This window comes from Pseudomonas fontis, assembly GCF_028656955.1.
GTDB lineage: Bacteria > Pseudomonadota > Gammaproteobacteria > Pseudomonadales > Pseudomonadaceae > Aquipseudomonas > Aquipseudomonas fontis.
The window spans coordinates 15,074-30,830 of sequence record NZ_JAMDGY010000003.1 but is presented as its reverse complement, the minus strand read 5'-3'; the positions used below and the strand labels follow the sequence as shown (position 1 = coordinate 30,830).

The following is a 15,757-nucleotide window of genomic DNA, read 5'->3' as shown; positions in this document are numbered from 1 at the left end:
CACTGCACAAGGGTACGAATATGCACGAAAACACAGAAACCCGTCGAGTAGCCAGGGCCGAATTTCCTCTAGAAAGTGGCCAAATTCAACTTCCGCGTTATCTGGTGATCCCCGCCGGCAGGGGATTCTTCCATATTATCGAACACCCCAGTGGCCGTGTGCGCGGCTTTCGCCGCACGCACAATGAAGCCTGTGCCCTCGCCCGCGCCCTGGAAATTGGCCTCAGACTGCCTGCCGGGACACCTGCTCAGGTTGCGTGCCATTGAGGTGGGCGAGCCACGCGGCACGGCACTCCAGCGCTTCATCACGGCTGGCGAAGGCCGTGCCGCGCCGCTCGCCGTTGACCAGCAGCACCCAGCACACTCGCTTGCCTACGACACGAAGCGACAGTGGCACGCCACTGCCAATCATCACCGCCACATCGACTTTGCTCTGCATGACTCCTCCCGGAATTTCATTAGCAGCCTAACGATATGTGCATGATACGGCTCGCCCGGGAGCAGAAAAAGCTATTCCCGGCATAGCTGTTTTGCATTGGCGGTAACAAAGGCGCCTATGCGCTGGCGATGCGCTCCGGTTTGTAGCCCAGGCGCAAGCCACCCCAATGGCGGCCCTTGACCTGAATCGGCACTGACAGGTCATGCATCAGCTCGCCGGTGTCGCGGGTGTAGGTCTGCAACAGCACCGGCTGCTGATGGCTGCCACAGCGGATGCCGGTGCGATCATCAAACTTGCGCTTGCTGCGGTTGTGCGCGGTGTCTGCCACTTCGTCACCGGTCAGCGGCTGATTGAAGGCCTTGTTGTGGGTGGGCACATAGCCCTGCTGGGTACAGGCGATGGCAAAGATCAGCCCTTCATGCTCTTGCAACAGGGGCTCCTGAATAGACGGCAGCACCTGATCGGTGTACTGGTCGAAACGGGTGCGGAAACGCGCCGGCCGAGTGCCCGGCAACGCCTGGTACTGGCGGTCGAACAGGTCGTCCTGATTGATGCGACCCTGCTCGATGTCACGCTCGAACTGCTCGGCAATCTGCTGGGCGCCACGCTTGGCCAAGTCGTAGACACGCTGGTGGTAATCGTCCAGGCCGACTTCGGCCAGGCGCTCGCTAATGCTTTCTGCCTGCCCTTCCATTTGCACCGCTGCCTGGGCCAGGCGCTGGGTTTGCTGGTCGCTGATCTCCAGATCGCCGCGCATTTGCGCCACGGCCTGGAACAGGCTGTCAAGCTGGACCCGGGTGATCTCGGTGCCCTCGGCGATCTCGCCAATCTGCTGCTCGACTCCCGCCGCCAGCCCGGCAATGCTGTCCAGTTGCTCGCCGGTGTGTTCCACCTGGTCGACACCGCTGTGCAAGTCATCGGACAGCTCACGGATCTGCTCGACCACTTGCGCAGTGCGCTGCTGGATGTCGGCGACCATCACCCCGACTTCCTCGGTGGCCGTGGCCGTGCGCCCGGCCAACCCGCGCACTTCATCGGCGACCACCGCAAAACCACGGCCGTGATCGCCGGCGCGCGCGGCTTCGATGGCGGCATTGAGCGCCAGCAGGTTGGTCTGGCTGGCGATGGTCTGGATCACCAACGTGACTCGGGCGATGTCTTCACTGCGCTGATGCAGCGCCTCGATCAGCTCGCGACTGGCACTGGCGCGGGCGCTCAGTTGGTGCATGCGCTGGATCGACTCGGCCAGGACCGTGCGCCCCGTCGCGCTGCTCTGATGGGCTTCGCGGGCCGCGACCAGGGCCTGTTGGCTGAGGCTGGAGATGGCTTTCTCGGTGCCGATCATCACCTCGGCGCTGCTGACGATCTGCTCGGCAGAGCCCAGTTGCGATTGCAGTTTTTCGGCCAGCTGGCGCACCGCAAAGGCCACCCCGGCAGCGGACAAGGCATTGTGGCTGGTGGTCTGGGCCAGGTCGCGGGTCAGCTCCGCCAAGGGGTCACCCGTGGGTTGCTGGGGCTGTGGCTTGGCGCGCAGGTGCGGCAACCACAAGGTCAGCAAGGCCAGTGGCAGGCACAGGTAGATCGATACCTCGGCAAACGCCATGGCCGCCATCAGCACCACCAGCACCAGGCTTTGCAAGGCTGCGCCCGAGCGCCCGCCCACCTCGAACCGTTGTGGGCGACCGCTGGCGGTCAGCGGGCCAGACAGAGATCCTTCTCGCATCATTTCTAGGGCTCCAACAATGTCGGTTTTGTGACGCCATTAAACGCCACTATAACGCCATTAGCCATGCTTCCTTGGGTGTATGCAGGGAGGTATTGATGTGGCTCAACGAGGTACGTTCACGGGCCTCATGTCGCCCGGGCATAAGCGACGGCCGCAGCCACCTGCTCAGCTGTCGGGCGCACGCCGGTGTACAACACGAATTGCTCCAGTGCCTGCAGCGCAATCACCTCAAGCCCGGTGATCACCGGCTTGCCCATGGCCTCGGCCTGCTGGATAAGCGGCGTACGCGCGGGCATTGCCACCACATCAAACACCGTCTGCGCAGCGGCAATGGCCTCGGCGGCAAACGCCAGCTGATCGGCTTCGGGGCCGCCTGTCATGCCGATGGGCGTGACGTTGACCAACAGGGCCGGGCGCAGGCTGCCCAGTTCGGCCTGCCAGCCATAGCCACACTGCCCGGCCAACTGGCGCCCGGCTTTCTCGTTGCGCGCAACGATCGTGCCGTTGGCAAACCCGGCATCCCGAAACGCACTGGCGACCGCCTTGGCCATTCCGCCGCTACCGCGCACGGCAAAGGTCTGTGCCAGGTCCAGCGCGTGCTCGACAAGCAACTGGCGCACCGCCAGGTAATCGGTGTTGTAGGCCTTCAAGCGGCCAGCGGTATTGACCAGCGTATTCACCGACTCGATGGCCGCCGCCGACGGGTCCAGCTCATCCACCAGGGCCATGCAGGCCTCCTTGAACGGCATGGAGACCGCGCAACCGCGAATGCCCAGCGCGCGGATACCGGCTATAGCGGCCGGCAGGTCGGCCGTGGTCATGGCCTTGTAGTAATAGTCCAGCCCCAGTTGCTGATACAGGTGATTGTGAAAGCGCACCCCGAAGGTGCCGGGGCGTCCGGCCAGGGACATGCACAGGACGGTGTCTTTGCTGGGGGTCATGAATTACTCCTGAAGATGGCACGGTTGCAGTATGACCCAGCGTAACCACGACCGCTGATCGGGGCTTACACAACCTTTACCTAGCCCCCGTGTCACTGCGCCGTTTTGCACGGTCATAGTGGTATCCCCGCGCCAACTCTCGGGTTTATTGCAAACACCAGCGTCGGGTTGCACACGTAAGGAGTTTCCATGAACCGTAACATCCCCAGCATTGCCCTGCTGCTCGGTGCCCTGGCCGTCTGCGGGCAAGCCTCTGCCCACGGCGGCGGTTGGTATGGGCCCGGCCCGGTCATCGGGGCCGCTGTCGTAGGTGCCGTGGTGGGTGCTGCCGTTTCCAATGCCTACAGCCCACCCCCGGTCTACGTGCAGAGCCCGCCGCCGGTCTATTACGGCCCACCACCGGTGTACGTGCAGGCTCCGCCGCCACCGGTCTACTACCAGCCCTACCCGGTGCGTTATGCGCCCGTGCCACCACCGTACTACCGCCATTACTACGGCCCGCCACGGGGGTATTACGGCCCACCGCCACGCTGGTGATCAGTTGATCGCGTCAATGAGCACTATCGAGAGCGTTAATTTCAAACATGACGGGCAGCGACGTAAGGTAGCGCCATGACTCACCGGGAGAATCCCAATGGCCACTATCCACATCATGTCCGTCATCGGCAGCGCCGTCCCCAGTGCTCTTCGCGAAATGGGCTTGCTGGCCTGCTGGTACCTGGTTCGCGACGGTGAAGCGGTTAGCGCACCGCTGACGTCGCTGTCAGCCGCCCAGGCGCTGGCCCGGCGCATCGAGCACGGAGCCCTGTGCGCCTGATCAACATATTCGTTTCATCGTGCGTTGCTCCGCACACCTCCCCTTGACCCGCCTTTATGGCGGGTTTTTTTTTGGGTGCGGGTCGCAGCCCGCGGTCAATATGATTAATTTCCACCTCACCACAACTTCCAGCCAATAAAAAAGCCCGAGAGGTCAGGTAGTTATTAGAGGTGAAATCATTGTGCCAGCCATCAAACGCCAGAAATAAATTGTTGTAAACGCCCCGTTTCGCACACGATTTCTGTGCGCAATCTCACATCAAATTGCCGGTTTTTCGAAGATTCCCACCCTGAATTTGCAAGTAATTCCCTTTTGATTTGTGCGTATTCGAGCATCCTGTTCTAGTCTCGTTTGAGCCTTTTGACACCCACCGACCTTGGAGCCGTGTATTGCCAGGGAGTTTCCTTACTGGAGAACTCGCATGCTCACTCACGTGCACAAGCAATGCTCCGCCCTCGCCATTACCACGCTGCTCTTCAGCTGCACTGTTTTCGCCGCTCCCAACGACGCCACCGAGGCGACCAAGAAGGCCAACCAGGCGATTGCCGACTACCTACCCTTCGCAAACAAGCAAGACTTCGAAGACGCCAAAAAAGGCTTCATTGCCGACCTGCCCAGCCCAGTGATCAAGGGTGAAGCCGGCAATACCGTGATCGACCTCTCGCAATACGACTTCCTCAAGCAGGAAGGCCCTACACCGCCCACCGTCAACCCGAGCCTGTGGCGACAATCGCAAATATTGGCGATTCGCGGGCTGTTCAAAGTGGTCGACGGTATCTACCAGGTGCGCAACATCGACCTGGCCAACGTCACCTTCGTTCGCGGCAAGACCGGCTGGATCGTGATTGACCCGCTGACCTCGGCCGAAACCGCCAAGGCCGCGCTGGACCTGGTCAACGACAAGGTCGAGAAGCTGCCGATTGCAGCGGTGATCTTCACCCACTCGCATGTCGACCACTTCGCCGGCTTGCGCGCAATTGTCGACGAGAAGGATGTGCGCTCCGGCAAGATCCCGGTCATCGCACCGGAAGGCTTCATGGAAGAGGCCGTGAGCGAGAACGTGTTCGCCGGCACGGTGATGAGCCGCCGCGCCTCCTACATGTACGGCAACCTGTTGCCGAAAAACCCGCAAGGCAACGTCGGTGGTGGCCTGGGCCTGACCACCGCAGCGGGCACCATCACCCTGTTCGAACCGAGCAAGCTGATCAGCAAGACCGGTGAGAAACTCACCGTCGATGGCATCGACATCGAGTTCCAGATGGCGCCGGGCACCGAGGCACCCGCCGAGATGCTGTTCTACTTCCCGCAGTTCAAGGTGCTGGACCTTGCCGAAGACGGCAACCATACCCTGCACAACATCCTCACCATGCGTGGGGCCAAGGTGCGCAGCGCGAAGAAGTGGGCCGACACCCTCTCGGAAACCATCGCCATGTGGGGCGACAAGGCACAAGCCTCGATGGGCAGCCACCACTGGCCACAATGGGGCCAGGCAAACGTCGTGCAACACCTGGAAAAACAGCGTGACCTGTACAAGTACATCAACGACCAGACCCTGCGCATGGCCAACCAGGGCCTGACCATGCATGAGATCGCCGAGCAGTTCACCCTGCCCGACAGCCTGGCCAAGGAGTTCTACAACCGTGGCTACTATGGCGACCTCAAGCACAACGTGCGCGCCACCTATCAACTGTACCTGGGCTTCTGGGACGGCAACCCGGCGACCCTCAACCCGCTGCCTCCAGTGGATGAGGCCAAGAAGTACGTCGAGATGGTTGGCGCTGACAAGATGCTCACGTCCGCCAAGGACGCCTACGACAAGGGCGACTATCGCTGGTCGGCCACCCTCAGCAACAAGGTGGTCTTCGCCAACCCGGACAACGAGCAGGCCCGCAAGCTGGAAGCCGATGCCCTTGAGCAGATGGGCTACCAGGCAGAGTCGGGGCCAGCACGCAACTTCTACCTGTCTGGTGCGCAAGAGCTGCGCGAAGGCGTGAAGAAAGTGGCCACGCCCAACACCTCCTCGCCGGACATCATCCGTGGCATGACCACGCCGATGTTCCTCGACTTCCTGGCCATTCACCTGAACGGCCCGAAAGTTGGCGACAAGCAATACACCTACAACCTGGAGTTCCCCGACACCAAGGAGAAATACCTGCTGACGGTGAAAAACGGCGTGATGAACTACGCGCTGAACAAGCATGACGACAAGGCCGATGGCACCGTGACGCTGAACCGCACCACCCTGGACGATATTGCCCTGGGCAAACTGAAGTTGGGCAACCTGACCGAAAGCGGCGACGTGAAAATCGAAGGCAACAAGGACAAGTTCAAGGAAATGCTGACCTTGTACGAGAAGTTCGACTTCTGGTTCACCATCGCCGAGCCATAGTCCCTGCGCCATAGTCCCCGCGCCAACGCCAGCAGCGCAGCCTGCGCTGCTGGCGTCCTGGCAGGGTGAACAGCACACCCCTCAAGGATTGCCCCCGTTCAACCCGGAGGAAGCCTCATGCACAACCTTCGTCGCGCACCCTATCAACGTCAGCTATCAGGCCTGGCCTGTGCACTCAGCCTACTGACCGGCAACAGCTGGGCCGGGGGCCTGTTCATCTACGAGGCCGGCCAGGAAGGCAATGGCCTGGCCAATGCCGGCGCCGCCGCCCTGGCCCGCGACCCCAGCGTGCTGATGAGCAACCCTGCGGCAATCACCGAGCTGCGCGGTACCCAAGTCAGCGCCAACGCCCAGGTGATTCTCGGCGACATCAAATTCTCCCGTGACGGCAACAACCAGTTCGATGGCAACGAAGGCGGCAATGCCCTGCAATACCTGCCAGGCGCCAGCACCTTCATCACCCACCAGTTGGACGAACGCTCGGCCATCGGCTTTGGCATGTACGGCAACTTCGGCTTGGCCCTTAACTATGACGATGACTGGGCCGGACGTTACTTCAGCCAGGAAACCGCGATCATCGGCATATCGCTGCAACCCACCTACGCCTACAAGATTACCGACGACCTTTCCCTGGGGATTGGCCCACGCCTGATGTACGGCTACTACCGCACTGAAATGGCCATCAACAACAACCTGCTCGGCCTGGCAAACCGCCCGGACGGCCAGCTGGAATACAAGGACACCGACGTCGGCATGGGAGTGAACCTCGGCCTGCTCTACCACCTAGGCCCACGCACGCAAATCGGCCTGGCCTACACCAGCAAGATCGACCTGGAGTTCAAGGACCGGCCGAACGTGCGCAATATCAGCAACCCGATCATCAATGCCGCGTTGAACCGCCTCGACGCCGATGACCTGGAACTGGACATGAGCGTGCCGCAGACGGTGCTGCTCAGTGTTGCCCACGACCTCGACCCGCAGTGGAAGCTGCTTGGCAGCCTTGGCTGGCAGGACTGGAGCGAGTTCGGCAACATCGGCGTGGAGGTGGATGCCGACGCCGCCGATGTCAGCCGCAGCGTTGATCGCCAGTACAAGGACACCTGGCATGTGTCCCTTGGCGCGCAATACCAGGCCACGCGGCAATTGCGCTGGAGTTTCGGCGTGGGCTACGACAGCTCCGCCGTGGAGGACAAGAATCGCACGGTCGACAACCCCATGGGCGAGGCCTGGCGCTTTGCAACCGGGGTCAACTACCAGCTGGAGGAAGGGCTCGACCTGCACCTGGCCTATACCCTGGTCTGGCTGGGCGACATGGAGGTCGACCAGAGCAAGGCGCGTTCCGGCACGACGCTCTCGGGCAGCTATCAGAACAGTGCCCTGCACATCCTTGGTGGCGGCGCGACCTGGCGTTTCTGAAGTTGGCTGAGCCAGTGGCAGCCATCCAATAATTGAACGAAGGAAGGAACGTTTAGCAAGCAAACTAACTGGGTACAAAATGGGTACAGGATTAAGTTTTCTTCATTTATGGGCCAATGAATACGGGGCAATCGACACAAGCTCGTCCATACTCATAAAATGCAACGATTAGAAAAATAAAAATCCTTGCACAGCCAACGACATACCCATTCTTAGTGAGCACTAACGTGAAAACCTCCCTTTCGATACTCAGCTTGCTGCTGTTGCTCACTGGCACCGCCAGCGTCACGTCGAGTGCTGTTGCGCAACCCGCGCCACAGGTTCAGCGCGACCCCTCGAAGTTGCACCTGGCCTCCGGCAGCGCCCTGTTGATCGATCTGCAGACCAACCAGGTCCTGTATTCCTACAACCCGGACCGCGTAGTGCCGATTGCCTCGGTCACCAAGTTGATGACCGGCATGGTCGTGCTTGATGCCAAGCAGTCGATGGACGAGAGCCTGGCCGTGACCATCGCGCAGAACCCGGACATGAAGGGCATTTACTCGCGCGTGCGCCTGGGCAGCGAACTGAGCCGTCGCGAAATGCTGCTGATTACCCTGATGTCATCGGAGAACCGCGCCGCCACTACCCTGGCCCATCACTACCCAGGCGGTTACCCGGCCTTCATCAAGGCGATGAACGCCAAGGCCAAGGCCCTGGGCATGAGCCACACCCGCTATGTCGAGCCTACCGGCCTGTCCACCAGCAACGTCTCCACCGCCCGTGACCTGAGCAAGCTGTTGATGGCCGCGCGCAACTACCCGTTGCTGAGTGAACTGAGCACTACCCGCGAGAAGACCGTGGCGTTTCGCAAACCCAACTACACCCTGGGCTTTCGCAACACCGACCACCTGGTCAACAAGAGCAATTGGGATATCCGCCTGACCAAGACCGGCTTCACCAACGATGCCGGGCATTGCCTGGTGCTGCTGACGAAGATGGACAACCGTCCGGTGGCCATGGTGATTCTCGATGCGTTCGGCAAGTACACCCACTTCGCCGATGCGACCCGTATGCGCCAGTGGCTGGAAACCGGTGCAACCAAGCCAGCGCCGGCGGTCGCCATGCGCTACAAGTCTGATCGGACGCAGAACCGTCCACAGGACTGATGGGGCAAGCCTGCCGCGCCTTGCGCGACGGCAGGCTGTTGCAACTGACCTCAGGCGGTGGTGTTGAGCGATGAGCCGGCGCTGCTGGTGCCGGTTTCAGTCAGCGCCTTGAGCAGTTGCGCGGTCGCTTGCAGCAACGCGCCGGAAATCGTCGCGACAGCGGCTTGGGCGGCAGCAACACGGGTGGCTTTGGCCTGGTCGTCAGGGCCCTGCGAGGCTTCCTGCAAACGCTTCTGTGCTTCATCGAGCTGCTTTTGCAACTCCTTGATCCGGTCGCGCAATAGCTTGATGTGCGCAGGCTCCTGGCTCTCGGCCTCCTCGGCCTTGGCATCGGCTTCTTTCTTGGCAGTGCCCAGCGCGGACATGTCGATGTGCAAGCCTTCCTCTTTCTTCGCGACAACGGTCGCCGGGGCGCTGCTTTCGGTGTTGGCTGCATCGATTGCCGAGCGGCGGGGTGCGAGGTGCACGCTGGTGGCTGCAGATAGGGTTAGGTCTGCCATGATCAAGATCGTCCTGATGTTAAATGTCTGCCTACGGTATCGACTGATAGGCGCGGAACTTGAGGCTTCGGCTGGCTAGCAGAGACCTCTGTGGGAGCGGGCCTTGTCCCGCGATCTGGCGCGCAGCGCCAGCTAGATCGGAAGAATGCGCTGCATCAGCCCGATCCCCGCCAGCAGGCTTTGCGAGCGCTGCGCACTCGATCGCGGGACTAGGCCCGCTCCCACAGGACTTGGGTACAACTTCATTTCGGGTGGTGAGCAAAGACATCTGTGGGAGCGGGCCTTGTCCCGCGATCTGGCGCATAGCGCCAGCAAGATCGGAAGAATGCGCTGCACCAACTCGATCCCCGCCAGCAGGCTTTGCGAGCGCTGCGCACTCGATCGCGGGACCAGCCCGCTCCCAAAGGACTTGGGTACAACTTCATTTCGAGTGGTGAGCAGAGACCTCTGTGGGAGCGGGCTAGTCCCGCGATCTGGCGCGCAGCGCCAGCAAAATCGGAAGAATGCGCTGCATCAGCTCGACCCCCGCCAGCAGGCTTTGCGAGCGCTGCGCACTCGATCGCGGGACCAGCCCGCTCCCACAGGACTTGGGTACAACTTCATTTCGGGTGGTGAGCGGAGACCTCTGTGGGAGCGGGCCTTGTCCCGCGATCTGGCGCGTAGCGCCAGCTAGATCGGAAGAATGCGCTGTATCAGCCCGATCCCCGCCAGCAGGCTTTGCGAGCGCTGCGCACTCGATCGCGGGACCAGCCCGCTCCCACAGGACTTGGGTACAACTTCATTTCGGGTGGTGAGCAAAGACATCTGTGGGAGCGGGCCTTGTCCCGCGATCTGGCGCGTAGCGCCAGCTAGATCGGAAGAATGCGCTGTATCAGCCCGATCCCCGCCAGCAGGCTTTGCGAGCGCTGCGCACTCGATCGCGGGACCAGCCCGCTCCCACAGGACTTGTGTCCAACTTCATTCCGGGTGGTGAGCAAAGACCTCTGTGGGAGCGGGCCTTGTCCCGCGATCTGGCGCGTAGCGCCAGCAAAATCAGAGGAATGCGGTGCACCAACTCGATCCCCGCCAGCAAGTTTTGCGAGCGCTGCGCACTCGATCGCGGGACTAGGCCCGCTCCCACAGGACTTGGGTACAACTTCATTTCGGGTGGTGAGCAGAGACCTCTGTGGGAGCGGGCCTTGTCCCGCGATCTGGCGCGCAGCGCCAGAAAAATCGGAAGAATGCACTGCATCAGCTCGACCCCCGTCAGCCCAGTCCCACAGGGACTGTGTCCAACCCCATTGCATAAATTTCCCCCAAGCCCACTCGTCCCTCCCCTGACACCCGACTTTTGCCTGGCGTTTGCGCGCCGCAGGCTGGTCGGTCCACTCAGCACAGCGACCGAGATGGCAATGACCAGAACCCGTTCCCGCAAAGCCCTGTATATCGGCCTGCCCCTTGCCCTTGCACTGTCCGTGGGCGCCGCAGTGGCCGGCTATTGGTACTTCAAGGGTGATGCAGGCTACCCGCGCAAGATCGTCGAGCAAGCCGACGCCCTGCACGAGCACATCCTGTCCTTCGACAGCCACGTTACCGTGCCGCTGGACTTCGGCAGCGCCGGCCATGAACTCGACAAGGACGGCCCCGGCCAGTTCGACCTGGTCAAAGCCAATCGCGGCCGCCTCTCCGGCGCGGCCCTGACGATCTTCGGCTGGCCCGAGCTATGGAACGGCCCCAATGCCCCCCACCGCCCTACCCCAGGCTTCGTCGACGAAGCCCGTCACCAGCAGGAAGTGCGCTACAAGATCATCAGCGGCATGGTCCGCGACTTCCCCAACCAGGTCGGCATCGCCTATACCCCGGCCGACTTCCGTCGCCTGCACGGCGAGGGCAAGTTCGCCATCTTCATCAGCATGCTCAATGCCTACCCACTGGGCACCGACCTCTCCCAGCTGGACCTGTGGACCGCACGTGGCATGCGCATGTTCGGCTTCAGCTACACCGGCAACAACGTGTGGGCCGACTCCTCGCGCCCGCTGCCCTTCTTCAATGACACCGCCGACGCCCTCGGCGGCCTGTCACCGCTGGGCGAGCAGGCGGTCAAGCGCCTCAATGACCTGGGAGTGATCATCGATGTCTCGCAGATGTCGACCCTGGCCCTGGAAGACGTCGCCCGCCTGAGCCGCACCCCGATGGTCGCCTCACACTCGGCCCCGCGTGCCCTGGTGGACATCCCGCGCAACCTCAGCGACAAGGAAATGCAACTGATCAAGGACAGCGGCGGCGTGGTGCAGATCGTCGGCTTCCCGACCTATCTCAAGCCGCTGAGCAAGCCGACCCTGGAAAAACTCGAGGCCCTGCGTGCACGCTTCGACCTGCAGCCCCTGCAAGGCCTGGCCAACGCCCTGATGCCCGGCGATGCGGTAATCGCCATCTGGCCCGAGTCGCGCTTTGGCGAATACGCCGGCAGCCTCTACGGCATCATCGACGAAGAACCCAAGGCCACCCTCAAGGACCTCGGCGACGCCATCGACTATGCCGTGAAAAAGATCGGCATCGACCACGTCGGCATCAGCTCCGACTTCAACGACGGCGGCGGCGTGGCCGGCTGGAAGGACGTCAGCGAAATTCGCAATGTCACCGCCGAACTGCTCACCCGCGGCTACTCCGAAGCCGATATCGGCAAACTCTGGGCGGGCAACTTCCTGCGCGTTTGGGAACAGGTGCAAAAGTCCGCCCACCCCGTCGCCACCCTCACGCCTTGAGCAGACCGAGCCCTGATATGACTGATCGCCGTACGTTTCTCAAACAGGCCGGGATTCTCGCCGCAGGCCTGCCCCTGGCCAGCCAGATGATCGCCCAGGCTCACGCCGCCACCCCGGCGGCCCTGAGTGGCGCAAACAAATGGCAGAACCTGCGTCAGTTGTTCCCGCTGGACCCGAACATTGCCCACTTCGCCAACTTTCTGGTCACGGCTCATCCGCGCCCCGTGCAGGACGCCATCGACTACTACCGTGCCGAACTTGACCGCAACCCGGCCAGCCTCATGGACTGGGAAAGCCAGTACGAGTGGAAACGCGAAGGTGAAGTACGCGAGTGGGCTGGCCGCTACCTGGAGGTCAAGCCACGCCAAATAGCCCTGACTGGCAGTACCACTGAAGGCCTGGGCATGATCTATGGCGGCCTTCAGGTCGGTGCCAACCAGGAAATCCTCACCACTGAGCACGAGCACTATTCGACCAACAAGTGCCTGGCATTTCGCGAGCAGCGCCAGGGCACGCAGGTGCGCAAGCTGCGCCTGTTCAAGAACCCCTGGGAGGTATCCACCGACCAAGTGCTCAGCACGATCGACCAGAACATCCGCCCCAACACCCGCGTGCTGGGCATGACCTGGGTGCATTCGGGCAGTGGTGTGAAACTGCCGGTCGGCGAAATCGGCGAGCTGGTACGCCAGCACAACCGCAACCGCAGCGAGCAGGAACGGATCATCTATGTCGTGGATGGCGTTCACGGCTTCGGTGTCGAGAACCAGTCGTTTGCCGACTTCAAATGCGACTACTTCATTGCCGGCACACATAAGTGGATGTTCGGCCCGCGGGGTACCGGGATCATCTGCGCAGCCTCCGAAAAGATGCAGCACCTGACACCGACCTTCGCCACCTTCTCCCAGGAAGAAGACTTCGCCACCATCATGACCCCCGGTGGCTATCACGCCTTCGAACACCGCTGGGCGACGGGCAAGGCCTTCGAGTTGCACCTGCAGTTGGGCAAAGCGGACGTTCAGGCACGCATCCACCAGCTCAACGACGCGCTCAAGCAACGTCTCACCGAGCACAATGCGATCCAGTTGGTGACCCCGCGCAGCGCTGAACACTCGGCCGGCTTCACCTTTTTCCGGATCAAGGACCGCGACCCGGATGCCATTGCCGCCTATCTCATAGAAAACCGCGTGATGGTCGACGCCGTGGCGCGCGATGCCGGCCCGGTCATCCGCTTCGCACCGAGCCTGCTCAACAACGAACAGGAAATCGACCGGGCCATGGCCCTGCTGATCAAGAAACTCTGAAAAAAGGCCCCGCTATGACGCATATCCTGCATCACCTCAGCCTCGCCGCACTGCTCGCTGGCTTCAGCCTGTCGGCCCAGGCGGCCAGTACCCAGGACAAACCCGGCAGCGTATTCAAGGACTGCAAGGCAGCCTGCCCGGAAATGGTCGTGCTGCCTGCCGGTTCGTTCATGATGGGCACCCCCGACGACGAAGTCGGACGCCAGCCTGATGAGGGCCCACTGCACCCAGTGACCTTTGCCAAACCCTTCGCCATTAGCCGCTTCCAGGTAACCGCCGGGGAATGGGATGCCTACCTGCGCGAGTCCGGCACGCGCATTGCTGACGGCGACACCCGCCCCGGCCGCGAATGCAAGGCCAGCAAGCCACGCTACAAGCAAGGCCCAAAGCAGCCTGCGGTGTGCATGAGCTATCACGATGTGCAGGACTATGCCGCCTGGCTGTCGAAGAAGACCGGCAACCATTACCGCATGCTCAGCGAGGCCGAGCGTGAGTATGGCGCCCGTGCCGGCAGCACTGGCCCCTTCCCGTTCCCGCTCGACCCGAACGCCGAATATGAAATCAGCCAGCATGCCAACGTCTATGGGCCCAAGGACGGTTTCAGCTACAGCGCCCCGGTCGGCAGCTTCCCGGCCAACGCCTTTGGCGTCTATGACATGCACGGCAACGTCTACGAGTGGGTCGCCGATTGCTGGAACGAAAGTTACCAAGGCGCGCCAAGCGATGGCAGCGCCTGGATGACCGGCAACTGCAAAACCGTGCAGATCCGCGGCAACGACTGGGGCGAAGCACCGATCTTTTCCCGCTCGGGCAACCGCAACACCAGCCTGCCGGACAACCGTGGCGACTGGATCGGCTTTCGTGTAGCACGGGAGCTCTGAGCCAACAAAATCGGTAAATTCTCGGCCTGACGGCTCGTTCTATCGGTGTACTTGCGCAGGATCCGGGGTGCCTTTAAAGGGTGCCCCCTCTCGACCATCCAAGGAACCGATACCATGAGCCAGTCCCATTCCTCCGAAAAAATCCACGACCTGATCGGCGTCGGCTTCGGCCCTTCCAACCTGGCCCTGGCCATTGCCCTGGAAGAGCTCGCTGAAACCAACGGCCACGCCCTCGACGCCCTGTTCATTGACAAGCAGAGCGACTATCGCTGGCACGGCAACACCCTGGCCACCCAGAGCGAGTTGCAGATTTCCTTCCTCAAGGACCTGGTATCGCTGCGCAATCCCACCAGCCCCTACAGCTTCGTCAACTACCTGCACCAGAACAAGCGCCTGGTCGACTTCATCAACCTCGGCACTTTCTACCCGTGCCGCCTGGAGTACAACGACTACCTGCGCTGGGCCGCCGATCATTTCGCGACCCAGGCGGCCTACGGTGAGGAGGTCCTGCGCATCGAGCCGGAGTTGCACAACGGCCGTATCGAGCACCTGCGCGTGATTTCACGCGATACCCAAGGCAACGAGCACACCCGCCGGGCACGTTCCGTCGTGGTCGGTAGCGGTGGCACACCGAAGATCCCCCAGGTGTTCGCCCCCTTCAAGGCTGATGCCCGGGTATTCCACCACTCCCAATACCTGGCCAGCCTGGAACAGCTGCCGTGCGCCAAGGGTGAGCCAATGCGCGTGGCCATCGTCGGTTCCGGGCAAAGTGCTGCCGAAGCCTTCATTGACCTCAATGACAGCTACCCATCGGTCAAGGTCGACATGATCCTGCGCGCCTCTGCGCTCAAGCCGGCCGACGACAGCCCGTTCGTCAACGAAGTCTTCGCCCCCGACTACACCGACCTGGTATTCAACCAGCCGCAGGGCGAGCGCGCCAAGCTGATCGAGGAGTACCACAACACCAACTATTCAGTGGTGGACATCGACCTGCTCGAGCGCATCTACGGCATTCTGTATCGCCAGAAAGTCTCCCACCAGTTCCGTCACGCCGTGCTCTGCCGCCGTCAGATCGAAGCCGCTGTCGCCACGCCCGAAGGCATCGAGCTGACCCTGCGCGACCTGGCCACCGACCAGCAGCAGACCCACCGCTACGATGCGGTCATCCTCGCTACCGGGTACGAGCGCCGTTCACACCGTGAACTGCTGGCACCACTGCAACAGCACCTGCAGGACTACGTGGTCGACCGCAACTACCGCGCGCTGGCCAGCCCCGAGCTGCAAGCGGCGGTCTACCTGCAAGGTTTCTGCGAAGCGTCCCACGGCCTGAGCGACACCCTGTTGTCAGTGCTCCCGGCACGTGCCGCCGAAATCGGCCAATCGCTGTACCAGAGCCTGGCTCGCGCCAAGGCCGGCACACGCGATGCTGTCGCCCTTACCAGTGCCTGAGCAGGGA

14 protein-coding genes are annotated in these 15,757 nt (G+C 62.0%); 10 read left to right on the top strand and 4 right to left on the bottom strand.

Annotated features, from left to right (window positions below):
- Positions 1-20: 20 nt before the first annotated feature.
- Positions 21-266: a hypothetical protein gene (locus M5G11_RS27450; RefSeq protein WP_420793850.1), complete on the top strand. Its 246-nt coding sequence runs from the start codon at positions 21-23 to the stop codon at positions 264-266.
- Here the strand turns inward: M5G11_RS27450 and M5G11_RS00480 are convergent.
- The 3 genes from M5G11_RS00480 to M5G11_RS00470 all read right to left on the bottom strand — a co-directional run bounded on the left by M5G11_RS00480 (position 223) and on the right by M5G11_RS00470 (position 3,105).
- Positions 223-438 carry a hypothetical protein gene (locus tag M5G11_RS00480; RefSeq protein WP_273912557.1) on the bottom strand — a complete coding sequence of 72 codons (216 nt, stop codon included), beginning with the start codon at positions 436-438 and terminating at the stop codon, positions 223-225. The two genes, M5G11_RS27450 and M5G11_RS00480, sit on opposite strands and share 44 nt — an antisense overlap.
- A gap of 115 nt (positions 439-553) precedes the next feature.
- Entirely contained in the window at positions 554-1,783 is a 1,230-nt protein-coding gene (locus M5G11_RS00475; RefSeq protein ID WP_420793875.1) for a methyl-accepting chemotaxis protein, read from the bottom strand.
- A gap of 506 nt (positions 1,784-2,289) precedes the next feature.
- The gene (locus M5G11_RS00470) at positions 2,290-3,105 is read right to left on the bottom strand and encodes a shikimate 5-dehydrogenase (RefSeq protein ID WP_273912559.1); all 816 of its coding nucleotides are present in this window, start codon (positions 3,103-3,105) and stop codon (positions 2,290-2,292) included.
- A 189-nt stretch (positions 3,106-3,294) separates the two neighbouring features.
- On the opposite strand from M5G11_RS00470, the gene M5G11_RS00465 reads away from it, so the two are divergent.
- The 5 genes from M5G11_RS00465 to pbpG all read left to right on the top strand — a co-directional run bounded on the left by M5G11_RS00465 (position 3,295) and on the right by pbpG (position 8,875).
- A complete protein-coding gene (locus M5G11_RS00465) occupies positions 3,295-3,642 on the top strand; it encodes a hypothetical protein (protein WP_273912560.1) in 348 nt (115 codons plus the stop codon).
- Positions 3,643-3,739: 97 nt separating this feature from the next.
- On the top strand, positions 3,740-3,922 hold the full coding sequence (locus M5G11_RS00460) for a hypothetical protein (protein ID WP_273912561.1): 183 nt from the start codon (positions 3,740-3,742) through the stop codon (positions 3,920-3,922).
- Positions 3,923-4,343: 421 nt separating this feature from the next.
- Entirely contained in the window at positions 4,344-6,311 is a 1,968-nt protein-coding gene (locus M5G11_RS00455) for an alkyl/aryl-sulfatase (protein WP_273912562.1), read from the top strand.
- Positions 6,312-6,428: 117 nt separating this feature from the next.
- Positions 6,429-7,727, top strand: a complete 1,299-nt coding sequence (locus tag M5G11_RS00450) for an OmpP1/FadL family transporter (protein WP_273912563.1) — start codon at positions 6,429-6,431, stop codon at positions 7,725-7,727.
- Between the two features lie 227 nt (positions 7,728-7,954).
- Complete coding sequence (gene pbpG / locus M5G11_RS00445; protein ID WP_273912564.1) at positions 7,955-8,875, top strand: D-alanyl-D-alanine endopeptidase; 921 nt, start codon at positions 7,955-7,957, stop codon at positions 8,873-8,875.
- A 50-nt stretch (positions 8,876-8,925) separates the two neighbouring features.
- Here the strand turns inward: pbpG and M5G11_RS00440 are convergent, their stop codons facing one another.
- On the bottom strand, positions 8,926-9,375 hold the full coding sequence (locus M5G11_RS00440; protein WP_273912565.1) for a hypothetical protein: 450 nt from the start codon (positions 9,373-9,375) through the stop codon (positions 8,926-8,928).
- Positions 9,376-10,766: 1,391 nt separating this feature from the next.
- On the opposite strand from M5G11_RS00440, the gene pvdM reads away from it, so the two are divergent.
- From pvdM to M5G11_RS00420, 4 genes are all read left to right on the top strand, one after another.
- Positions 10,767-12,119, top strand: a complete 1,353-nt coding sequence (gene pvdM, locus M5G11_RS00435) for a pyoverdine-tailoring dipeptidase-like protein PvdM (RefSeq protein ID WP_273913909.1) — start codon at positions 10,767-10,769, stop codon at positions 12,117-12,119.
- 17 nt (positions 12,120-12,136) lie between these two features.
- A complete protein-coding gene (pvdN, locus tag M5G11_RS00430) occupies positions 12,137-13,420 on the top strand; it encodes a pyoverdine-tailoring periplasmic protein PvdN (protein WP_273913908.1) in 1,284 nt (427 codons plus the stop codon).
- Positions 13,421-13,434: 14 nt separating this feature from the next.
- Positions 13,435-14,301 carry a dihydropyoverdine dehydrogenase gene (gene pvdO / locus M5G11_RS00425; protein WP_273913907.1) on the top strand — a complete coding sequence of 289 codons (867 nt, stop codon included), beginning with the start codon at positions 13,435-13,437 and terminating at the stop codon, positions 14,299-14,301.
- A gap of 114 nt (positions 14,302-14,415) precedes the next feature.
- A complete protein-coding gene (locus tag M5G11_RS00420; protein ID WP_273913906.1) occupies positions 14,416-15,750 on the top strand; it encodes a lysine N(6)-hydroxylase/L-ornithine N(5)-oxygenase family protein in 1,335 nt (444 codons plus the stop codon).
- The last annotated feature ends 7 nt before the right edge of the window (positions 15,751-15,757 follow it).